Source organism: Mesorhizobium sp. NFR06, assembly GCF_900115245.1.
GTDB lineage: Bacteria > Pseudomonadota > Alphaproteobacteria > Rhizobiales > Rhizobiaceae > Mesorhizobium.
The window spans coordinates 151,425-170,983 of sequence record NZ_FOVT01000005.1; the positions used below are offsets into that span (position 1 = coordinate 151,425).

The 19,559-nt window shown below is 63.9% G+C and carries 22 protein-coding genes and 1 pseudogene; 17 read left to right on the plus strand and 6 right to left on the minus strand.

Features of this window, described 5'->3' with window-relative positions; all coding sequences use genetic code 11:
• The first annotated feature begins 24 nt into the window (after positions 1 to 24).
• From ribH to F3H96_RS11570, 8 genes are all read left to right on the plus strand, one after another.
• Complete coding sequence (ribH, locus tag F3H96_RS11530) at positions 25 to 519, plus strand: 6,7-dimethyl-8-ribityllumazine synthase (protein ID WP_149801864.1); 495 nt, start codon at positions 25 to 27, stop codon at positions 517 to 519.
• Positions 516 to 1,010, plus strand: coding sequence for a transcription antitermination factor NusB (gene nusB / locus F3H96_RS11535; protein WP_149801865.1), 495 nt, complete (start codon positions 516 to 518; stop codon positions 1,008 to 1,010). Before ribH ends, nusB begins: the two co-directional genes overlap by 4 nt.
• Positions 1,007 to 2,230 (plus strand): MFS transporter, encoded by a 1,224-nt coding sequence (locus tag F3H96_RS11540; RefSeq protein ID WP_149801866.1) that lies wholly within the window; start codon positions 1,007 to 1,009, stop codon positions 2,228 to 2,230. The genes nusB and F3H96_RS11540 overlap by 4 nt, the downstream gene beginning before the upstream one ends.
• 158 nt (positions 2,231 to 2,388) lie before the next feature.
• Positions 2,389 to 3,300 (plus strand): ABC transporter substrate-binding protein, encoded by a 912-nt coding sequence (locus F3H96_RS11545; RefSeq protein WP_149801867.1) that lies wholly within the window; start codon positions 2,389 to 2,391, stop codon positions 3,298 to 3,300.
• Between the two features lie 213 nt (positions 3,301 to 3,513).
• Positions 3,514 to 4,680 (plus strand): ABC transporter permease, encoded by a 1,167-nt coding sequence (locus F3H96_RS11555; protein WP_149801869.1) that lies wholly within the window; start codon positions 3,514 to 3,516, stop codon positions 4,678 to 4,680.
• Positions 4,677 to 5,615, plus strand: a complete 939-nt coding sequence (locus F3H96_RS11560) for an ABC transporter ATP-binding protein (RefSeq protein ID WP_149801870.1) — start codon at positions 4,677 to 4,679, stop codon at positions 5,613 to 5,615. The genes F3H96_RS11555 and F3H96_RS11560 overlap by 4 nt, the downstream gene beginning before the upstream one ends.
• Positions 5,612 to 6,361 carry an ABC transporter permease gene (locus F3H96_RS11565; protein WP_149801871.1) on the plus strand — a complete coding sequence of 250 codons (750 nt, stop codon included), beginning with the start codon at positions 5,612 to 5,614 and terminating at the stop codon, positions 6,359 to 6,361. Before F3H96_RS11560 ends, F3H96_RS11565 begins: the two co-directional genes overlap by 4 nt.
• A 245-nt stretch (positions 6,362 to 6,606) precedes the next feature.
• Positions 6,607 to 8,748: a sodium-translocating pyrophosphatase gene (locus tag F3H96_RS11570; protein ID WP_149801872.1), complete on the plus strand. Its 2,142-nt coding sequence runs from the start codon at positions 6,607 to 6,609 to the stop codon at positions 8,746 to 8,748.
• A gap of 97 nt (positions 8,749 to 8,845) precedes the next feature.
• Here the strand turns inward: F3H96_RS11570 and F3H96_RS11575 are convergent, their stop codons facing one another.
• The 3 genes from F3H96_RS11575 to F3H96_RS11585 all read right to left on the minus strand — a co-directional run bounded on the left by F3H96_RS11575 (position 8,846) and on the right by F3H96_RS11585 (position 11,042).
• Positions 8,846 to 9,901, minus strand: coding sequence for a glycosyltransferase family 2 protein (locus F3H96_RS11575; protein WP_149801873.1), 1,056 nt, complete (start codon positions 9,899 to 9,901; stop codon positions 8,846 to 8,848).
• Complete coding sequence (locus F3H96_RS11580; RefSeq protein ID WP_149801874.1) at positions 9,837 to 10,382, minus strand: dTDP-4-dehydrorhamnose 3,5-epimerase family protein; 546 nt, start codon at positions 10,380 to 10,382, stop codon at positions 9,837 to 9,839. Before F3H96_RS11580 ends, F3H96_RS11575 begins: the two co-directional genes overlap by 65 nt.
• 138 nt (positions 10,383 to 10,520) lie before the next feature.
• Positions 10,521 to 11,042, minus strand: coding sequence for an outer membrane protein assembly factor BamE (locus tag F3H96_RS11585; protein ID WP_149801875.1), 522 nt, complete (start codon positions 11,040 to 11,042; stop codon positions 10,521 to 10,523).
• Positions 11,043 to 11,159: 117 nt separating this feature from the next.
• Between F3H96_RS11585 and F3H96_RS11590 the strand changes: the two genes are divergently transcribed.
• On the plus strand, positions 11,160 to 11,702 hold the full coding sequence (locus F3H96_RS11590) for a ubiquinol-cytochrome C chaperone family protein (RefSeq protein WP_149801876.1): 543 nt from the start codon (positions 11,160 to 11,162) through the stop codon (positions 11,700 to 11,702).
• A 36-nt stretch (positions 11,703 to 11,738) separates the two neighbouring features.
• Here the strand turns inward: F3H96_RS11590 and F3H96_RS31065 are convergent.
• Positions 11,739 to 11,834 (minus strand): annotated as a pseudogene (locus F3H96_RS31065) (DUF177 domain-containing protein); the annotation flags it as partial.
• On the opposite strand from F3H96_RS31065, the gene F3H96_RS11595 reads away from it, so the two are divergent.
• From F3H96_RS11595 to F3H96_RS11615, 5 genes are all read left to right on the plus strand, one after another.
• Positions 11,793 to 12,257 carry a DUF177 domain-containing protein gene (locus F3H96_RS11595; protein ID WP_244619968.1) on the plus strand — a complete coding sequence of 155 codons (465 nt, stop codon included), beginning with the start codon at positions 11,793 to 11,795 and terminating at the stop codon, positions 12,255 to 12,257. The pseudogene F3H96_RS31065 and the gene F3H96_RS11595 overlap by 42 nt on opposite strands.
• Positions 12,258 to 12,387: 130 nt before the next feature.
• Positions 12,388 to 13,458 (plus strand): phosphate acyltransferase PlsX, encoded by a 1,071-nt coding sequence (plsX, locus tag F3H96_RS11600; RefSeq protein WP_149801878.1) that lies wholly within the window; start codon positions 12,388 to 12,390, stop codon positions 13,456 to 13,458.
• Positions 13,459 to 13,467: 9 nt separating this feature from the next.
• Positions 13,468 to 14,439 (plus strand): beta-ketoacyl-ACP synthase III, encoded by a 972-nt coding sequence (locus F3H96_RS11605; protein ID WP_149801879.1) that lies wholly within the window; start codon positions 13,468 to 13,470, stop codon positions 14,437 to 14,439.
• A 104-nt stretch (positions 14,440 to 14,543) separates the two neighbouring features.
• Positions 14,544 to 14,867 (plus strand): integration host factor subunit alpha, encoded by a 324-nt coding sequence (locus tag F3H96_RS11610; protein WP_023815657.1) that lies wholly within the window; start codon positions 14,544 to 14,546, stop codon positions 14,865 to 14,867.
• A gap of 131 nt (positions 14,868 to 14,998) precedes the next feature.
• Positions 14,999 to 15,538, plus strand: a complete 540-nt coding sequence (locus F3H96_RS11615) for a MerR family transcriptional regulator (protein WP_149801880.1) — start codon at positions 14,999 to 15,001, stop codon at positions 15,536 to 15,538.
• A gap of 252 nt (positions 15,539 to 15,790) precedes the next feature.
• Here F3H96_RS11615 and F3H96_RS11620 read toward each other — a convergent pair whose 3' ends face one another.
• Positions 15,791 to 15,979, minus strand: a complete 189-nt coding sequence (locus tag F3H96_RS11620; protein ID WP_149801881.1) for a hypothetical protein — start codon at positions 15,977 to 15,979, stop codon at positions 15,791 to 15,793.
• Between the two features lie 185 nt (positions 15,980 to 16,164).
• Positions 16,165 to 16,773 carry a hypothetical protein gene (locus F3H96_RS11625; RefSeq protein ID WP_149801882.1) on the minus strand — a complete coding sequence of 203 codons (609 nt, stop codon included), beginning with the start codon at positions 16,771 to 16,773 and terminating at the stop codon, positions 16,165 to 16,167.
• 300 nt (positions 16,774 to 17,073) lie between these two features.
• On the opposite strand from F3H96_RS11625, the gene F3H96_RS11630 reads away from it, so the two are divergent.
• The 3 genes from F3H96_RS11630 to F3H96_RS11640 all read left to right on the plus strand — a co-directional run bounded on the left by F3H96_RS11630 (position 17,074) and on the right by F3H96_RS11640 (position 19,558).
• Positions 17,074 to 17,340 carry a helix-turn-helix transcriptional regulator gene (locus tag F3H96_RS11630; RefSeq protein WP_149801883.1) on the plus strand — a complete coding sequence of 89 codons (267 nt, stop codon included), beginning with the start codon at positions 17,074 to 17,076 and terminating at the stop codon, positions 17,338 to 17,340.
• Positions 17,341 to 17,512: 172 nt separating this feature from the next.
• Positions 17,513 to 17,971, plus strand: coding sequence for a YbaK/EbsC family protein (locus tag F3H96_RS11635; protein WP_149801884.1), 459 nt, complete (start codon positions 17,513 to 17,515; stop codon positions 17,969 to 17,971).
• Positions 17,972 to 18,229: 258 nt separating this feature from the next.
• Entirely contained in the window at positions 18,230 to 19,558 is a 1,329-nt protein-coding gene (locus F3H96_RS11640; RefSeq protein ID WP_149801885.1) for an NAD(P)H-dependent oxidoreductase, read from the plus strand.
• Position 19,559: the final 1 nt, after the last annotated feature.

Sequence of the window (19,559 nt, forward strand, 5' to 3'; positions counted from 1 at the left end):
ACCGGCAACCCCCCGGAGACTTTTATGGCTGGCAGATCCCAACACGGCAAAGCGTTCATTCGTCCGAAGGCGAAGGCGCATCTGCTCATTGTCGAAGCGCGCTTCCACGACGATCTCGCCGACGCGCTGCTCGAAGGCGCGACTGGCGCGCTCGACGAGGCGGGCGCCACCTATGACGTCGTCACGGTTCCCGGTTCGCTGGAAGTCCCCGCCGTGATATGCTTCGCCCTCGATGGCGCTGCCGAAGGCGGCACGCATTACGACGGTTTCGTCGCGCTCGGCACCATCATCCGCGGCGACACCTATCATTTCGACATCGTCGCCAACGAATCGAGCCGCGCGCTGATGGACCTTTCGGTGCAGGAAGCGGTCGCGATCGGCAACGGTATCCTGACCACCGAGAACGACGCGCAGGCATGGGCGCGCGCGCGGAAAACGGAAGGCGACAAGGGCGGCTTCGCGGCACGCGCGGCGCTGACCATGATCGCGCTCAAAGAGAAATTCGGAGCGCAATCGTGACCGAACCTGCCTCAACCGGAGCGGTGCGCCACGCCAACAAGCGCGGCGCCGCCCGTCTTGCCGCCGTCCAGGCGCTCTACCAGATGGATGTGGCCGGCAGCGGCGTCTTCGAGACTACGGCCGAATACGAAACCTTTCGCCTCGGCAAGGAAGTCGACGGCGCGCTCTATCGCGAGGCCGACGCGCAATGGTTCCGCGCCATCCTGACCGGCGTCGTCGAAAACCAGAAGACCATCGATCCTGTCATCCGCCAGGCGCTCACCGAGGATTGGCCGCTGTCGCGACTGGATTCGACGCTGCGCGCCATCCTGCGCGCCGGCGTCTATGAATTGATGAAGCGCGAGGACGTGCCGGTGGCCGTGATCGTCTCCGAATATGTCGACATCGCAAAGGCTTTTTACGAGGAAGACGAGCCGAAGCTGGTGAACGCCGTTCTCGATCGCGTCTCGCGCCGGGTTCGCGGCGAGGGGCGTGGCAAGGACGCTTCGTGACGGCCGCGGCCGCCGCGCTCGCCGAGACCGGCAGGGAAGGGCGTCGCACCGCGGTGCTGCTTGCCGCCGCGCAGGCGATCGTCGGTTCGGCCGCCCCGATCGCCATTTCGCTCGGCGCGCTTGCCGGTCAATATCTGCTTGGCCCCGACAAGTCGCTGGCGACGGCGCCGGTCACCGGTTTCAATCTCGGCGTGGCGCTTGGCGCCTTGCCGGCGGCCGCCCTCATTCGCCGGCTCGGTCACCGTGGCGGCTTCATGACCGGCACGATCGTCACGGCGCTCGGCGGCCTGATCGCGACGCTGGCGCTCTTCCAGGCGAGCTTCTGGCTGTTTGCCCTCGGCCTCTGCGTCATCGGCGCCGGCGGCGCTTTCGTCCAGCAGTTCCGCTTCGCCGCCGCCGACAACGCGCCGCCCGAGTTCAAGGCGCGCGCCATCTCCTTCGTGCTGGCGGGCGGCATCATCACCGCCATACTCGGCCCACAGATCGTCATCTACACGCGCGAATTGCTGGCCCCGGTGATGTTCGCGGGATCCTTCGCCTCGATCCTGCCCCTGGCGGCGGTTGGCGCGCTCATCCTGTCTTTCCTGCGCGTTTCCTCGCGGACGAGCAGCGTCGCTGAAATCGCTGCAGGCGATGCCCGGCCGCTGGCCGAAATCGTCACCCAGCCGCGTTTCGTCGCCGCGCTGTTCTGCACCGTCGGCAGCTACGCGCTGATGAGCTTCGTCATGACGGGCGCGCCGCTCGCCATGGTCGGCTGCGGCTTGTCGGAAGACAATGCGACGCTTGGCATTTCCTGGCATGTCATGGCGATGTTCGGGCCAAGCTTCTTCACCGGTTCGCTGATCCATCGCTTCGGCGCCGCGCGGATCGTCGCGACCGGCCTCGTCCTGCTTGTCGGCTGCGCCGCCGTGGCGCTTTCCGGCCTGGCGCTGTGGCAGTTCTGGACGGCGCTGATCCTGCTCGGGCTCGGTTGGAATTTCAGTTTCATCGGCGCCACCGCAATGGTTGCCGCGAGCTACCGGCCTTCCGAGAAGAGCAAGGTGCAGGGTTTCCACGACTTCGTCCTTTTCGGCTCCGTCGCATTCTCCTCGCTGATGTCGGGCGCGATCTACAATGCCTGGGGCTGGACCATGCTGAACTGGATCGTGTTCCCGGTCGTCCTGCTGTGTTTTGTCGCGCTCGGCACGCTGAAGCTGCCGGGCTTGCGCACCAGCAACTAACATTACGCTGTCGGGACCGGCCCGGCACCTGCCGCGCGCGGGGAACAAAATTATTGCGCGTGTCCCCCTAGCTATGAAACCGTATGCCCCGACTGGCCGTTGAAGCCGTGCTCATATGCGGCCACCGATTGATCGGTTCACAGCAAGGGATTTCCACAATGTTTTCAATCAGAAAGCTCGCTTTCGCGACGATAGCGCTCGGCATCGTGACAGCTTCGGCGAATGCCGAGGTGGTGGTGTCTTCCAAGATCGACACGGAAGGCGGGGTGCTGGGCAACATCATCCAGTTGGTCCTCAACGCCAACAACATCAAGACGACGGACCGCATCCAGCTCGGCGCGACGCCCGTGGTGCGCAAGGCAATCACCGCCGGCGAGATCGACATCTATCCCGAATACACCGGCAATGCCGCCTTCTTCTTCCAGAAGGCCGATGACCCCGTCTGGAAGGATGCCGCCAAGGGCTATGAAACCGCCAAGAAGCTCGACTTTGACGCCAACAAGATCGTCTGGCTGTCGCCGTCGCCGGCCAACAACACCTGGGCGATCGCGGTGCGCAAGGAAGTGGCGGACGAGAACAAGCTCGCCACGCTGTCGGACTTCGGCAAATATGTCGCCGGCGGCGGCAAGGTGGTGCTCGCCGCTTCCGCCGAGTTCGTCAATTCGGCAGCGGCGCTTCCCGCTTTCCAGACGACCTATGGCTTCACGCTGAAGCCCGACCAGCTGATCACGCTCTCCGGCGGCGACACCGCGGCCACCATCGCGGCGGCCGCCAACCAGACCAACGGCGCCAACGCCGCCATGGTCTACGGCACCGATGGCGGCATCCAGCCTTCCGGCCTCATCGTGCTCCAGGACGACAAGGGCGTGCAGCCGGTCTACCAGCCCGCGCCGATCATTCGCGAAGAGGTCCTCAAGCAGCATCCGGAAATCGAGGCGCTGTTGAAGCCGGTCTTTGCCAAGCTCGACCTCGTCACGCTGCAGGAGCTCAACGGCCGCGTCCAGCTGGGCGGCGAACCGGCGAAGGGCGTGGCGGAGGATTTCCTAAAGAAGAACGCCTTCTTGAAGTAATAAGCCCAGCCTGAAAAGCGCGATGCCGGTGCGAGGCACCCCCCTCTGTCCTGCCGGACATCTCCCCCCAAAGGGGGGAGATTGGCAGCTGTTGCCTCGTGCCTTCTTCTCCACTCTAGGTGATTGGCGAAAGCGAGCGCGACATCTGATCTTCCCCCTAGAGGGGGAGATGGCCGGTAGGCCAGAGGGGGGCGCCTCGCGCAAGCCCGTATCATGACCCTGCGCTTCGACAAGCTCGGCGTGGTCATCGCCGCGATCGTGGCCTACGCTGCCTTGGCGGCGCCCTTCGCCACGTTCCGCGCCAACCGCATCGTGCCCGGACAGGCGCGCCCGGTTCTCGAAGCGTTGCCGCCCGCGCTTGGCGTGCTTTTGCTGGCGATAGTGATGGCCGGCGCCATCATTGCGCTGCTCAGGACGCCGCTTGTTCTCAGGCTGGCCGCCAGCGTCGTGGCGCTGGTCGCTTTGGTGGTGCTGATTGGCGTCGCCGGCAGTTTCCTGACACCCGCTGGCAACACCTTTGCCCGCGTCGCCCCGGCCTCCGGTTTCTGGCTGCTGATCTTTGCCTTCACATTGCTCCTGGCCGACGTGCTGACCCGGCTCAACCTGTCGCCCTGGGCGCGCGTTGGCGTTCTGGTCGTCGCAGCGCTCGCCATCGCCGCTCTGCTCGTCTCTGGAAGCTGGGACAGCCTTTCCATCCTCAAGGAATATGCCAGCCGCGCCGACAGTTTCTGGGCCGAAACTTCCAAGCACCTCACGCTGGCGCTTGGCTCGCTGGCCGGCGCGGTGGTCGTCGGCATTCCGCTCGGCATCCTTTGCCATCGCGTCGAGAACCTGCGGGCGGGGGTCCTCAATGTGCTCAACATCATCCAGACCATTCCGTCGATCGCGCTGTTCGGCCTGCTGATCGCCCCGCTTGGCTGGATCGCCGTCCACGTGCCTGGCGCCGCTGCGATCGGCATCAGGGGTATCGGCACCGCGCCGGCCTTTGTTGCGCTCTTCCTCTATTCGCTGCTGCCGGTGGTGGCCAATACCGTGGTCGGCCTTGCCGGCGTGCCACGCGCCGCCAACGACGCCGCGCGCGGCATGGGCATGACCGATCGCCAGCGCCTGTTCGATGTCGAGTTTCCGCTCGCCTTCCCGGTGATCCTGACCGGCATCCGCATCGTGCTGGTGCAGAACATCGGCCTTGCCACCATTGCCGCGCTGATCGGCGGCGGTGGCTTCGGCGTGTTTGTTTTTCAGGGTGTCGGCCAGACGGCGATGGATCTCGTGCTGCTCGGCGCGCTGCCCACCGTCGCGCTGGCCTTTGCAGCGGCGATCGTCCTCGACGCGGTCATCGAGATGACCGCCAACAAGCGCAGGGTAGTTGAAACGGCATGATCGAGATCGAAGGCATCACCAAGCGTTATGACGAGACGACTGTGGTCGACGATGTTTCGATGGTCATCGAACCTCGGACCATCGCCACCATCGTCGGCACATCAGGATCCGGCAAGACGACGCTGCTCAGGATGATCAATCGTCTGGTCGAGCCGAGCTCGGGTGTCATCAAGCTCGACGGCGCCGACAACCGATCCGTGCCCGGCTACCAGCTGCGGCGCAGTATCGGCTACGCGATCCAGGGGCACGGTCTGTTTCCACATCGCACGGTGGCGCAGAACATCGCCACCGTGCCGCTGCTGCTCGGTTGGGACAGGGATCGCATCAAGGCGCGTGTCGACGAGCTGATGACGCTCTACCAGCTCGATCCCCAGGCTTATGGTCCGCGCTACCCGCATGAGCTTTCCGGCGGGCAGCAGCAGCGCGTCGGCGTCGCCCGCGCGCTTGCCGCCGAGCCCAATGTGCTATTGATGGACGAACCCTTCGGCGCGCTCGACCCGATCATCCGCACCAAGGCGCAGGAGGACTTGCTGGCGATCCAGAGGCGCTTCGGCACCACGATCATCCTCGTCACCCACGACATGGAAGAGGCGGTGCATATGGGCGACAAGATCGCGGTCATGGACGCCGGCAAGCTGGTGCAATACGCAAAGCCGGCGGAGATCCTGGCCAGGCCGGCGAGCGGCTTCGTCGAGACATTGGTCGGCGCCAGCGAAAGGCCGTTCCGGCTGCTGTCGCTCGGCCACGTGCGCGATGTCGTGGAGCCGGGCGGCGCCGAGGGCGAGGCTATCCCAGGCGACGCAACGCAGCGCGACGCGCTGGCCGAGCTTCTGTGGTCGGGCCGCCCTGCGCTGCCTGTGAAAGACGCCGATGGCAAGCAACTCGGCCGCATCACCGTCGAAGGGCTGGTGAAACGCGCGGCGAGGCCGCAATGAAGGTCTGGCTGCCCGCGCTGCTAAGGCTGGCCGTGCTGGTGCTGCTGGTGGTCTTCATCACCAGCCCCAACTGGTTCGAGCCGCTGCTGAGACCCCTGACCGAGAACGGCGCGCCGGCGATCTACAATCAGGGCAGCCTGCTGGCGCTAACGCTGCAGCATCTGCGGACCGTGCTGGTCGCGACGCTGGCGGCGACGATCGTCGCGGTGGCGCTCGCCATCCTGGTCACAAGACCGGCCGGCGCCGAGTTCCTGCCTTTGTCGCGCAGCCTGGTCAATATTGGCCAGACCTTTCCACCCGTGGCGGTGCTGGCGCTCGCCGTGCCGGCGGTCGGTTTCGGCGAGAAGCCGACGCTGATCGCGCTCTTCCTGTACGGGCTGCTGCCGATCTTCGAGAATGCCTTGACGGCGCTCACCACGCTGCCCGGCAACGTGATGGAAGCGGCGCGCGGCGCCGGCATGACCGGCTGGCAGCGGCTGATGAAGGTCGAGCTGCCGCTCAGCGCCCCGGTGATCCTCGGCGGCATCCGGCTTTCGGTCGTCATCAGCCTCGCCACCGCAACCATCGGATCGACGGTTGCAGCCAAGACATTGGGCGAGGTGATCATCGCCGGTCTGATCTCGAACAACCTTGCCTTTGTTCTGCAGGGCGGCCTGATCGTCGCCGCGCTTGCGGTGCTGATCTATGACGGCCTGTCGGCGATCGAACGCTACGCCGCTCGCCGGATGGGGCAGGGGACGGAATAGTTCTGCGGATGATGCCCCTGCGTCATTTTCAATCGATCTAATTCCAGGTCTGCGCGGGCGCCGCTGTTGCCGACTCCGTCTTTCGGGTGAAAGCAGGGCAAAAACCGAACAATATCTTGACGTTCCGAACCCTGTTTCGCATACACGCCAGCGAAGGGGCGAATTCCGACTGCCGGCAATTCGTCTCCCGTTCCAACGGCCCAGGGAGGGGTTCTTTTGGGCCAACAATCGAGGAAAATCCGGCAATGACCATCATTACCGCCGTCATCGCCTGCGGCTTGCTGTCAGTTCTGTACGCCATCTGGGCGACACGTTCGGTCCTTGCGTCCGATCAGGGCAGTCAGCGCATGCAGGAAATCTCCGCCGCCATCCGCGAGGGTGCGCAGGCCTATCTGGCGCGCCAGTACACGACCATCGCCATCGTCGGCATCGTCGTGCTTCTGCTTGCCTGGTGGCTGCTCTCCATCACCTCCGCGATCGGTTTCCTGATCGGCGCCGTGCTTTCGGGCTCCGCCGGCTTCATCGGCATGCATGTCTCGGTGCGCGCCAATGTGCGAACCGCGCAGGCCGCGTCGAACAGCCTCGCCGCCGGCCTCGACATAGCCTTCAAGTCCGGCGCCATCACCGGCCTGCTGGTCGCAGGTCTCGCACTGCTCGGCGTCTCGATCTACTACGCCATCCTGACCGGCCCGATGGGCCTGCAACCGAATGACCGCGTCGTCATCGACGCGCTGGTTTCGCTCGGTTTCGGCGCTTCGCTGATCTCGATCTTCGCCCGTCTCGGCGGCGGCATCTTCACCAAAGGCGCCGACGTCGGCGGCGACCTCGTCGGCAAAGTCGAGGCAGGCATACCGGAAGACGATCCGCGCAATCCGGCCACGATCGCCGACAATGTCGGCGACAATGTCGGCGACTGCGCCGGCATGGCCGCCGACCTTTTCGAGACCTACGCGGTGACCGTCGTCGCCACCATGGTTCTGGCCTCCATCTTCTTCGGCGGTACGGCCGTGCTGGGCGCGGCGATGCTCTATCCGCTGGCCATTTGCGGAGCCTGCATCCTGACCTCGATCGTCGGCACCTTCTTCGTCAAGCTTGGTTCCAACGGCTCGATCATGGGCGCGCTCTACAAGGGCCTGATCGTCACCGGCCTGCTGTCGATCGTCGGTCTCGGCTTCGCCACCTCGGCCACGGTCGGCTGGGGCGAGGTCGGCACTGTCGCCGGCATGGCGGTCACCGGCAAGAACCTGTTCATCTGCGGCCTGATCGGCTTGGCTGTGACCGGTCTCATCGTGGTGATCACCGAATACTACACCGGCACCAACAAACGCCCGGTGAACTCGATCGCGCAGGCTTCGGTGACCGGCCATGGCACCAACGTCATCCAGGGCCTCGCGGTCTCGCTGGAATCGACCGCGCTGCCGGCGATCGTCATCGTCGGCGGCATCATCGCCACCTACCAGCTCGGCGGCTTGTTCGGCACGGCGATCGCCGTCACCACGATGCTTGGCCTTGCCGGTATGATAGTGGCGCTCGACGCCTTTGGTCCGGTTACCGACAACGCCGGCGGCATAGCCGAAATGGCTGGCCTGCCCAAGGAAGTGCGGCACTCCACCGATGCGCTCGACGCTGTCGGCAACACCACCAAGGCGGTCACCAAGGGCTATGCCATCGGCTCCGCCGGCCTGGGCGCCCTGGTGCTGTTCGCGGCCTACTCGAACGACCTGAAGTTCTTTGCCGCCAACGGCGACAAGTTCCCTTACTTCCAAGGCATGGGCGAGGTCTCCTTCGACCTCTCCAACCCTTATGTCGTCGCCGGCCTGATCTTCGGCGGCCTGATCCCCTATCTCTTCGGCGGCATCGCCATGACGGCCGTCGGCCGCGCGGCCGGCTCGATTGTCGAAGAGGTACGCAGGCAGTTCCGGGAAGACCCGGGCATCATGGCCGGCACCTCGAAGCCGAACTACGCGCGTGCGGTTGACCTGCTGACCAAGGCTGCGATCCGCGAAATGATCATCCCGTCGCTGCTCCCGGTGCTGGCGCCGCTCGTCGTCTATTTCGGCGTGCTTCTGATCTCGGGCTCGAAGGCCTCGGCCTTCGCGGCGCTCGGCGCCTCGCTGCTCGGCGTCATCGTCAACGGCCTCTTCGTCGCCATCTCGATGACCTCCGGCGGCGGCGCCTGGGACAACGCCAAGAAGTCGTTCGAGGACGGCTTCACCGACAAGGACGGCGTCAAGCACCTGAAGGGCTCCGAGGCGCACAAGGCCTCGGTCACCGGCGACACCGTCGGCGATCCCTACAAGGATACCGCTGGCCCGGCCGTCAACCCGGCGATCAAGATCACCAACATCGTGGCGCTGCTTCTGCTTGCCGTGCTCGCGCACGGCTGATCGCGGCGGCTATTCCAGGACAAAGCCCGCGGGAGCGATCCCGCGGGCTTTGTTTTTCGCCATGACATCCTTCATGCATTCCGCATCCCAGCGGTACTCAGCTCGCTTCCGGTTTTTCGCTGCCATGGCGATAGCGGGCCAGCAACTCAGCGGCGTCCGGTTCTCGCTCGGGCATTGGCGGCAAGCCGCGTCTCTGGCGCAGCATGACAATGAAGGCACCGCGGCGATATTGGCGGCGGAAGGAACGCGCCCGCGGATGTATGCCAAGGATAGCCAGAAGCCTGCGTTTGAGGTAGCGCGAGCGCTTGAGGGGAGTAGGTTCCTCGGCGTTGTCGAGAATCTTGACGCGCAACGCGTCTGGCGCGTTCATCGCGTCCATCAGTTCTTCCTGCTCGCGCGCCGAGTCTCGCGCATAGCTGCCTTCGCGCTTGCCCGAATGCAGCATGAGCACGGTCAGATGCGGCATCGTTGCGATCACCGCGCCCTTGCGCCAGGCACGGAACAGCCAGTCCTGGGAACTCTCGCAGACGCACCGGCTGGCCGGGCGCCATGGCCCAAGCCTTGGCAGTGACGTCCGTCGGATCATTTGCGCCGAGCCAAATCCGACTGTGATGACGGGGTCATAGAAGCCGCCCAGTCCCATCCCGAGGATCATATTCCTGGTACCATTGCTCGCGGCCGACTCGATGACCGCACCCCTGGCGATCACCACATCGGCTCCGGTGGCGTCGATCCAGCCGCTCATGGATGCCAGATGATCCGGAAACCAGAGGTCGTCATGGTTCAATATGGCAACGAAACGGCCGCGTGCTCTGGCAAAGCCGATATTGTTCGGCCCCGATTGCTCGCCGAAGTTCACGGGAAGATCGATATAGGAGATGCGGGCATCGTCGAAGGCGGCTACCGTGGCCGCGGTGTCCGACCGGCACGCGTCGCCGATGACGATGGCTTCCCAGTCCTGCAGGGTCTGACCCACGAGGCTCTTCAATGTTTGATGCAGGACCGCCGGACGATTGTGCGTCGCTATGACGACCGAGACCAGCGGTTCGATCGGTCCACTTGGCGCGCGCTGGCCAGCCCGTTCCACGCTACACCAGCTTGTAGGGGATGTGTTCGGTATCGGGCGGCAGTCGCCAGTGATCGGGCGCGTCATAGGCGTAGGCCTTGTCGACGAGATTGAGCAGCAAAGCGGTCTCCGGCCCGAGCGAGACGACGCCGTGCCAGATGCCGGGCGGAATGATGACGATGGCGGGCCTGAGCGCCCCGACGATCTTGTGCCAGACCGCGCCGAATGTCGGTGAGGCCTTGCGGCCGTCGAACAGCGAAATCCGCACGCTACCTATCGAGCAAAAAAGCCGGTCGGTTGTGACGCCGTGAGCATGCCATCCCGTCACCGCGCCGGGATACAGAGTGCGCTGGAAGACCTGCCCGACGGGAAGGCTGTCCAGACCCCATTCTTCGCGAAAGACCTCGGTGAGATAACCGGTCGAAGTCGCGACAGATCTGATTTCCTTGAACGTGACGCCATCGATCGTCGGCGTGTCGGCGACAAGCCAGTCGGCTGTCACGGTCTGCCGGTCGGGCGTGCCCGTCGCAATCCAGCCTTGCGGCACAGTACGATCGTTATCGCTCATATCCAGCCCCCCCGCAAATCGCGCAACGTCATACGGGGCCGCACGAGCATAAGCAAGCGAGCGGTTTGCCGCCTGCCGGCAAGAAAAGACCCGCCAACTGACGGGTCCTTGCAAATCCAGCTTGCCGGGCGAGCGAACTCAGGGCGTGCCGCCGCCGCCGCCCGGGATGCCTGGGGCCAACTTCGCCGCGCCATTGATGACCTGGCTGAGGAAGTTCTGGTCCTTGCCGCCGGTCGGCGTGGTCCTCGAGATGAAGTCGAAGATCTTGCCGTCCTTGAGCCCGTAATTGGCGATCTGGGTGACGCGGCCGTCGGCGCCGAAATAGACCGCCAGCACATGCTGGTCGATGATGTGAGGGTTGTCGAAGGCGACGTAGCGCTTGCGCGTCTGCGAGATGTAGTAGAAGGCCTCGTTGTCGAAGGTAGCCGTCGTCGACGGCGTGCCAAGCGCCAAAAGCACTTGTTCGCGGCTCGATCCGACCGGCACCGAATCGATCGCCTGCTGGTCGATGACGTAGCCTTTCGTCAGGGTCTCGCTTGGATGGAGATCACCGAACATCTTGGACGAGTTGCAGGCGGAAAGCGCTGATACCAGCACCAGCAGCGAGGCCACGCCCACTGGGGCGGGCGCAAAGAACGACTTGAATTTCAGCGCACCCAACAACACTTCTCCATCATATCCCCGCAACTTGCGCTGGGCCGCAAAACCGGTAAACCAGCTTGCATGCCGATGCAACAAGGCCAAATCAAACAACAGGTCCCCGGGAGACCGCCCTCAATGTTCCAGCGCCTTTTTGGCCGCGAACGCAATGCCAACCGCGCTATCACCGAGGCGCTCTACGCACAAATCGTGGCGGCGGCGCGGCAAACGGTGTTTTATTCCGACTGGAATGTGCCGGATACGCCGCTCGGCCGCTTCGAGATGCTGTCGCTGCACATGTATCTCATCCAGCACCGGCTGCGCGGCGAGCAAGGCGTGGCGGCCGAGGTCGCGCAAGTGCTGATCGACGAGTTCTTCCTGGATGTCGAGCATTCGCTGCGCGAACTTGGCACCAGCGATGTCGGCGTGCCCAAACGCATGAAGAAGCTGGCAAAGATGTTTTACGGCCGCACCGCCGCTTATGACGATGCTCTCGAGCAAGACGACCGGTTGGCGCTGGCGTCGGCGCTCGCCCGCAATGTCAGGCCGGACGCCGGCCCCTGGCCTCAGGCGCCGCTCTTGGCGGACTATGTTTGCCATGCCTGCCGAGAACTCGCCGGGCAGCCGACCGTTTCGATCGCCGCTGGCACGGTCGCGTTCCCGGCCGCCGGGGCCGCGTGAGGAGGCCAGGATGAAAGACGCAGAATCGCACAACCCGGCAAGCGCTTCGCGCTGGCGCTCGTCGGCCTCGACCACCACAGGCAGGCCCTTTTGCGGCAGCCGCGCGACATTGGCGACAAAGGAGCCGAATATGAACTGCTTTCGGTCGAACGCTACCGCGCCGAGCTGCTGGTGGCCCCGTGGAAGCGCAATGGCGTCAAGGTCACCGGCCGCGTCGAGGCCGACATCACGCAGGCCTGTATCGTCACTCTGGAGCCGGTAACCGCGCATATCGACGAGCCCGTCGAGGCACTGTTCTTGCCCGAGCAGTCGAAGCTCGGACGCGAGGGTTTCGAGGGCGGCGGCGAGATCATCCTCGACGCCGACGGGCCGGACAGCCCTGAGACGTTTTCCGGCGACATCATCGACGTCGGGGCATTGGCCGAGCAGTTTTTCGGCCTGGCGATCGACCCTTATCCGCGCAAGCCGGGAGCCTCGCTCGACGTCGGCGGTGACGATCAGCCTGAGGAAAGCGAATTCCAGAAAAAGCTGCGTTCGCTGCTTGGAAAATCCTGAGAGTGGTCCGGATTTTGGAAAAGTTGGTTGTGCGGCAGCCCAAAACCGCTATTTTCGCCGAACCTTCGCGAGCCCCCTTACCTTGGCAGGCGTCCGCCGCAAGCCAGGCAAACCGTGAGAAAAGCACTACGTGATCAGGATTTCCATCGATGCCATGGGCGGCGATCACGGACCGAGCGTGGTCATCCCGGCGCTGATGACTGTCGCCATCCGCCGCCCTGACATCCGCTTCGTCATCTATGGCCGCGAGGACGTCGTGCGTCCCGAGCTCGCCAAGTTTCCGAAACTCGCCGAAGTAAGCGAATTCGTTCATTGCGAGATCGCCGTGCGCATGGACGACAAGCCTAGCCAGGCGCTGCGCCACGGCCGCTGGAAGTCGTCTATGTGGAAGGCCGTCGAAGCGGTCAAGAACGGCGGCGCGCAGGCCTGTATCTCGGCCGGCAACACCGGCGCGCTGATGGCGATGTCGAAATTCTGCCTGCGCACCATGGCCACCATCGACCGTCCGGCGATCGCCGCGCTCTGGCCGACGACGCGCGGCGAGAGCGTGGTGCTCGATGTCGGTGCCACCATCGGCGCGGACGCGCATCAGCTCATCGATTTCGCGATTCTGGGCACCGGCATGGCGCGCTCGGTGTTCGGCATTGAGCGGCCGAGCGTCGGCCTGCTCAATGTCGGCGTCGAGGAGATCAAGGGCCAGGAAGAGGTCAAGGAGGCCGGCCGCATGCTGCGCGAGGCCAACATGGCCTCGATGAACTATCGTGGCTTCGTCGAAGGCGACGATATCGGCAAGGGCACGGTCGACGTGGTGGTCACCGAGGGCTTTGCCGGCAACATCGCGCTCAAGACCGCCGAGGGCACGGCAAGGCAGATCGCCGGCTATCTGCGCGCCGCCATGAGCCGCACGCTGATGGCCAAGATCGGCTACGTCTTCGCCAAGGGCGCCTTCGACAGGCTGCGCGAGAAGATGGATGTCGGCCGCTCCAATGGCGGCGTCTTCCTGGGCTTGAACGGCATCGTGGTGAAGAGCCATGGCGGCGCCGATTCGGATGGCTTCGCGGCGGCGATCGAGCTTGGCTACGACATGGTCCGCAACAATCTGCTTGACCGGATCGAGGCCGACCTCGATCTGTTTCATGCGCGCAACCCGAATGCGCAGGCAAACAGGAAATCCGGCGTCGCCGCCGACGCCGAGGAATAGGACAGAGCCTTGATCAGATCAGTCGTGCGCGGCAACGGTGCCGCGCTACCCCGCCGCATCATGAAGAATGCCGACTTCGAAGGCATGGTCGAAACCTCCGACGAGTGGATCGTCCAGCGCACCGGCATTCGCCAGCGCCACGTCGCGGCCGACGACGAGACGACGGCTTCGCTGGGCGAGGCGGCGGCACGCGCCGCGCTTGACAGCGCCGGCATGACGCCTGCCGATATCGACCTCATCATCCTGGCGACCTCGACGCCCAACAACACCTTTCCGGCGACCTCGGTCGAGATCCAGAACCGGCTCGGCATGCATCATGGCTTTGCCTTCGACCTGCAGGCCGTGTGCTCAGGCTTCGTCTATGCCGTCGCCACCGCCGACCTTTATATCCGTGGCGGCCTGGCCAAACGCGTCCTGGTGATCGGTTCGGAAACTTTCTCGCGCATCCTCGACTGGAACGACCGCTCGACCTGTGTGCTTTTCGGCGACGGCGCCGGCGCGCTGATTCTCGAAGCTGGAGAAGGAGCCGGCGCGATCACCGATCGCGGCGTGCTTGCGGCGAGCCTGCGCTCCGACGGCGTGCACAAGGACAAGCTCTTCGTCGACGGCGGCCCTTCGACGACAGGAACCGTCGGCCATCTCAGGATGGAAGGCCGTGAAGTGTTCAAGCATGCCGTCGGCATGATCACAGACGTCATCGAAGCGACCTTCGGCGAGGCCGGCATAACGGCGCAGGACCTCGACTGGTTCGTGCCGCACCAGGCCAATAAACGGATTATTGACGCTTCCGCCAAGAAGCTCGGGATTGCCGAGCAGAAAGTGGTGGTCACCGTCGATCTACACGGTAACACCTCGGCTGCCTCGGTGCCGCTGGCTCTCGCGGTGGCCGTCGCCGACGGCCGCATCAAGAAGGGTGACCTGGTGCTTCTCGAGGCGATGGGTGGAGGTTTCACCTGGGGCGCGGTGTTGCTCCGCTGGTAAGTGCCGAACGCGCCGGTTCGGTTCTTGACCTTGACGGATCAATTACTTAGGCTCTGCCTTTACCTGTATCGATTTACGTTTTTGCGAGCAGATGGGACGGTCGCATGGGGGGAAAGACACTTACGCGTGCCGACCTTGCTGAAGCCGTTTATCGGAAGGTCGGCTTGTCGCGAACCGAATCGGCGGAACTGGTCGAAGCCGTCCTCGACGAAATCTGCGAAGCAATCGTTCGCGGCGAGACGGTCAAGCTGTCGTCCTTCGCCACCTTCCACGTCCGTTCCAAGAACGAGCGCATCGGCCGCAATCCCAAGACCGGCGAGGAAGTGCCGATCCTGCCGCGCCGGGTGATGACGTTCAAATCGTCGAACGTGCTCAAGAGCCGGATCCTGCGCTCGCACCAGAACAGCAAGGGCAAGGGCGGCAAGTAGTTTGCTGGCGAATGCGGTTGAAAACCGCCGGCCGTTTTGACGCTGGGCTTGAATATTGTTTCATAAACCGCTGAAATAAGGCGCGATTCGGGATCATTCACCGGATCGCGGTCCAGTGTGAGGATTGGCCCATGGACAAGAGTCCCGACGCTTTCCGCACCATCAGCGAAGTCGCGGAAGATCTCGATCTGCCGCAGCACGTGCTGCGTTTCTGGGAGACGCGCTTTACCCAGATCAAGCCGATGAAGCGCGGCGGCGGCCGCCGTTACTACCGGCCGCAGGACGTCGAACTGATCAAGGGCATCAGGCATATGCTCTACGATCAGGGCTATACGATCAAAGGCGTGCAGAAGCTGTTGCGCGAGAACGGCAACCATTTTCTGGTCGCCATCGGCAATGGCGACATGGCCGCCGTGGAGGCGATTGCGCAGCGCCGCCAGGCCGAGCAGGTGCCGCTGACGGCGGCCGCGCAGCCGCGCGGCGACGATGATGCCTTGGTCGGTCAGCCGAAGGTCAAGCCCAGCCGCCGTTTCTTCGGCATCGGCAAGGGCGACGACGAAGGTCCGGTTCAACCTGACGCTTCAAAATTGTCGCGTGACAATCGAGCATTGCTGCAGGAGGCGCTGTTCGACTTGCTGGAATGCAAGCGTCTGCTCGACCAGGTTCGCTGAACGGTCATCATTCGACTTGCCGCCGCTCGTCGCGAATCCCTTGGCCGGCGTGCGCCGTGCATCTGGCGCGGAACGCCTCGACCCTGGCATGGTCGAGGTCGCCGGCCTGGCCGGCAGGTCGGCGCAGGCCCCATCAGATGCATTCGGGACTGCGATCCGGCATCGTCGGCTGCCTCGGCGGAAAGCTCCAATGGGAAGGCCGGCCCGCTCGACGAAGCGAAGGCCCGCCTTCCCATCGGCAAGAGGGAAGGATCAGGCCTTGTAGCCCATCTTGTGGTGGTGATGATGATGATGGTGGTGGTGCCGGTGATGATAACGATGATGATGGTGATGACGGTGATGCTTCATCGGAGCCGCATCGGCGCTGGCGGCGCCGAGGATCGGCATGGTGAATGCCAGGGCCAGAGCGAGCCCGAGCGCGGAGAGAAGAGACTTCTTCATGACTTCGTTCCTTTTTACGCGGGCGTTCCGAGAGTCACCGGACCAAATCGGTGACCCGAGCCTCGCGACAGGGACTATCCTCCTGATTTTTTTCGACAATCTTTCCCAAATGTAGATTTTTGTTTCCGGATTGTTTCTGGGGGCCCGCGCCGCGTGCCCGGCCTGAATGCGGCCGCCGCCTGGCCTCACATGGGCGGCGCGATGCCGTGGTTGCTGACCACGATCCGGTTCGCAACCAGCTTGCCGTCGCCGCTGCGCTCGGCGTTGACGAACACCGCTACACCCGGTGCCAGATCCGCCGGCGTCGCGGTGGCGAATGTCACGATCGGCGTCGACTGCGGAATCGCGATCTGCTTTTTCTGGCCGTTGTCATAGGTGAGCGTGACCGTGCGGCCCTCGATCTCGGTGACATCGGCGACGGTGCCGTTGGTCATGCGGCTGTTGGGCTGCAAATCCCAGTCGCGGTCGCCTTCGCCCGTCCCCTTCAGCGCGGCCGGGAAGATCACGACTTCCAGCGCGCCGCTGCCGCCATCGGCCTTGGAGATCGAGGCGATGCCGAGAAAATCGCCCTGCTTGATATCCTCTGCCGAGGCCTTGGCCACACCCGAAATCTTCGATCCGTCGGCGAGGGTGATCACATCGGTTTTGCCGTCGCGCTCCTTCACCGTGAGCGTTGAACCGGCAACGCTGACGACAGTGCCTCGAAGACGTGCCGCATTTGCCGCCCCCGCTTGCGTCGCGCCGACGATGCCTGAAACCGTGCCAAGCACAATTGCGAGTAATTTCAAATTCATGGCATCCGATCCTTCCGAGAAATGCCCAGCGCCGTCTGTCGGCTGCCGGTGACGGCAAGCTAACGAAACGTGACGTCGAAAATGCCCGCGAATCCGATCGCGGACCTTCAAAAGAGCTTGATTGAGCGTTGCGCGACCTTACATGCATGAAGCCTGCGATATCCGGCCGGAAACGCCGCTTCACGATGGCGTGACGGCCGAAATGGTGCTCTTGGCAAATCATTTGTTAACGAGCATTCTCCCGACCGTCTCAGGCAACGCCACATTTCATCCGACCCTGTTTCATCTCAAGGAGTTGCCATGCCCAACACCGCACGAAAGGCTATTTCCAACGACATCATTGCAGCGTCCGACCTCAACCCGTTGAAGGCCGCTCGCGAAACGAGGGGATATACGATCGAGGAACTCTCTTTGACCTGCGGCCTGGCCGTCGGCGAGATCGTCGACATCGAGGATGGCAAGGACGCGGATCCCGCCAAGCTCCGGCGAATTGCCTCGGCGTTGCAGGTGCCGGAGGAGGAATTGATCGGCATGCCGGCCGCGGAGAATCGGCTCGTTCAGCAGTAGAGACGCACGCAAGTGTCGATTTTGAAAGCCCGCCGGCGTTTGCCGGGCGGGCTTTTCAGTGCGCGCAACGACTGGCCCGCATGGCGCTTGCCATGACCGCCTTGCCAATGACCTTGGCGCCATGCGATTCGCTGGTGCCGCGCCGCTCGATGCACATGAAGAGGTACCTGCGATGAGTCTGGAATCGGTTCGCGCCTTTTTTGCCGCGCACGCGCCGGACGTGGAGGTCATCGTCACCGAGGCAAACTCGGCCACTGTCGCGTTGGCGGCCGACGCCCATGGCGTCACACCGGCGCAAATCGCCAAGACGATCTGCCTGCGCGTCGGCGAAGAGACCATGCTGGTCGTGACCAGCGGCATCGCCAGGCTCGACAACCGCAAATTCAAGGACAGGATGGGCGGCAAGCCGCGCATGCTTGGCGCCGAAGAGGTGCTGGCGGTCACCAGCCATCCGCCGGGCGGCGTCTGCCCGTTCGGCCTGCCGTCGCCGCTGCCCATCTATTGCGATCTGTCGCTCAAGGCCTTCGGCAAGGTCGTCCCCGCTGCCGGCGCCACCAATGCGGCGGTGCGCATCACGCCGCAGCGCATGGCCGACCTCGTCGGCGCTGTATGGGTCGACGTTTGCCAGTAACAATTGCCGCCTAGATATCTCCTATAGGCTGCGAAAGGGCCGCCAAGCGCCTTTTGACAGGCAATTGGCTGCGAGCGCCCGCGTCCATTCGGTTTGGCACGGGTGTCCGCTGTGTGCGCTTTCCGCCGACGCGCCTTGGGCCAACTCGAAAAGTGTCGAGCAATGGCCAAAGATGTGGACATTAGTCTTGACAGAAATACATATGTTCAATACCCGTCAAGCAATCGAACAGCATGCGATATGGGAGGAATAAGCGGCATGGCTTCCAATATTTCGTTGACGGGCCTTGCCCGCGACCTCGAGGAACGCGCCAAGTCCGGCAAGCCCATCCGCATCGGCCTCATAGGCTCCGGCGAAATGGGAACCGACATCGTTACCCGCGTAGCGCACATGTCTGGCATCGAAATCGGTGCCATTTCCGAACTCAACCTGCCGGCGGCCAGCAAGGCCGTCGATATTGCGTTCCAGGAAACCGGCCATGCGCGCGAGGTTTCGAATGCGACGGCGATGACGTCGGCGATGGAGGCCGGCAAGATCGCCGTCACCAATGATTCCAGCCTTGTCATTGGCAACGACCTCATCGACGTCGTCATCGACGCGACCGGGGTTCCCGCCGTCGGCGCCGAGATCGGCCTGCGCGCCATGGAGCATGGCAAGCATCTGGTGATGATGAACGTCGAGGCCGACGTCACCATCGGCGCCTATCTCAAGAGTGAGGCCGATCGCCTGGGCGTCACCTATTCGCTCGGCGCCGGTGACGAGCCGTCTTCCTGCATGGAGCTGATCGAGTTCGTCTCCGCAATGGGCCACCCGATCGTTGCCGCCGGCAAGGGCAAGAACAACCCGCTCAACATCGACGCCACGCCTCCGGACTATGAGGAGGAGGCCAAGCGCCGCCACATGAACGTGCGCATGCTCGTCGAATTCGTCGATGGTTCGAAAACCATGGTCGAGATGGCGGCGATCGCCAACGCGACCGGGTTGGTGCCCGACAAGCCCGGCATGCACGGTCCGTCAGCGACGCTTGGCGAATTGTCGAAAGTGCTGGTGCCCGAGAAGGATGGCGGCGTGCTGTCCAAGGTCGGTGTGGTCGACTATTCGATCGGCAAGGGTGTGGCGCCCGGCGTCTTTGTCGTCGCCGACATGTCGCATCCGCGCATTTCCGAACGCATGGAAGACCTGAAGATGGGCAAAGGCCCGTACTTCACCTTTCACCGCCCTTATCACCTGACCTCGCTCGAGGTGCCGCTCACCTGCGCGCGCGTCGTGCTCTACGGCAAGGCCGACATGGTGCCGCTGGCGAAGCCAGTGGCCGAGGTCTGCGCCGTCGCCAAGAAGGATCTGAAGCCCGGCGACAAGCTCGATGCCATTGGCGAGTACTGCTACCGTGCCTGGATCATGACGGCGCAGGAAGCCCATGCGGCGCGTGCCATACCCTGCGGCCTGCTACAGGGCGGTTCGGTCACCCAGCCGATCAAGAAGGGCGAGCTCATCACCTATGCCAATGCGGCGCCCGCGCCGGGCTCGAAGATCGCCGAGCTGCGCGCCCGCCAGGACAAGCTCGTCTACGGCGCCGTGGAGGCGTGAT

Bases quoted from the DNA above. Each gene is read 5' to 3' on its own strand.
- F3H96_RS11560 (WP_149801870.1), top strand. From the start codon at position 4,677: ATGATCGAGATCGAAGGCATCACCAAGCGTTATGACGAGACGACTGTG.
- F3H96_RS11580 (WP_149801874.1), bottom strand. From the start codon at position 10,382: ATGAGCGATAACGATCGTACTGTGCCGCAAGGCTGGATTGCGACGGGC.
- F3H96_RS11640 (WP_149801885.1), top strand. From the start codon at position 18,230: ATGGCTTCCAATATTTCGTTGACGGGCCTTGCCCGCGACCTCGAGGAA.
- F3H96_RS11570 (WP_149801872.1), top strand. From the start codon at position 6,607: ATGACCATCATTACCGCCGTCATCGCCTGCGGCTTGCTGTCAGTTCTG.
- F3H96_RS11630 (WP_149801883.1), top strand. From the start codon at position 17,074: ATGCCCAACACCGCACGAAAGGCTATTTCCAACGACATCATTGCAGCG.
- F3H96_RS11620 (WP_149801881.1), bottom strand. From the start codon at position 15,979: ATGAAGAAGTCTCTTCTCTCCGCGCTCGGGCTCGCTCTGGCCCTGGCA.
- F3H96_RS11610 (WP_023815657.1), top strand. From the start codon at position 14,544: ATGGGGGGAAAGACACTTACGCGTGCCGACCTTGCTGAAGCCGTTTAT.
- F3H96_RS11565 (WP_149801871.1), top strand. From the start codon at position 5,612: ATGAAGGTCTGGCTGCCCGCGCTGCTAAGGCTGGCCGTGCTGGTGCTG.
- F3H96_RS11575 (WP_149801873.1), bottom strand. From the start codon at position 9,901: ATGACGCGCCCGATCACTGGCGACTGCCGCCCGATACCGAACACATCC.
- F3H96_RS11555 (WP_149801869.1), top strand. From the start codon at position 3,514: ATGACCCTGCGCTTCGACAAGCTCGGCGTGGTCATCGCCGCGATCGTG.
- F3H96_RS11625 (WP_149801882.1), bottom strand. From the start codon at position 16,773: ATGAATTTGAAATTACTCGCAATTGTGCTTGGCACGGTTTCAGGCATC.
- F3H96_RS11590 (WP_149801876.1), top strand. From the start codon at position 11,160: ATGTTCCAGCGCCTTTTTGGCCGCGAACGCAATGCCAACCGCGCTATC.
- F3H96_RS11615 (WP_149801880.1), top strand. From the start codon at position 14,999: ATGGACAAGAGTCCCGACGCTTTCCGCACCATCAGCGAAGTCGCGGAA.
- ribH (WP_149801864.1), top strand. From the start codon at position 25: ATGGCTGGCAGATCCCAACACGGCAAAGCGTTCATTCGTCCGAAGGCG.
- F3H96_RS11635 (WP_149801884.1), top strand. From the start codon at position 17,513: ATGAGTCTGGAATCGGTTCGCGCCTTTTTTGCCGCGCACGCGCCGGAC.
- F3H96_RS11545 (WP_149801867.1), top strand. From the start codon at position 2,389: ATGTTTTCAATCAGAAAGCTCGCTTTCGCGACGATAGCGCTCGGCATC.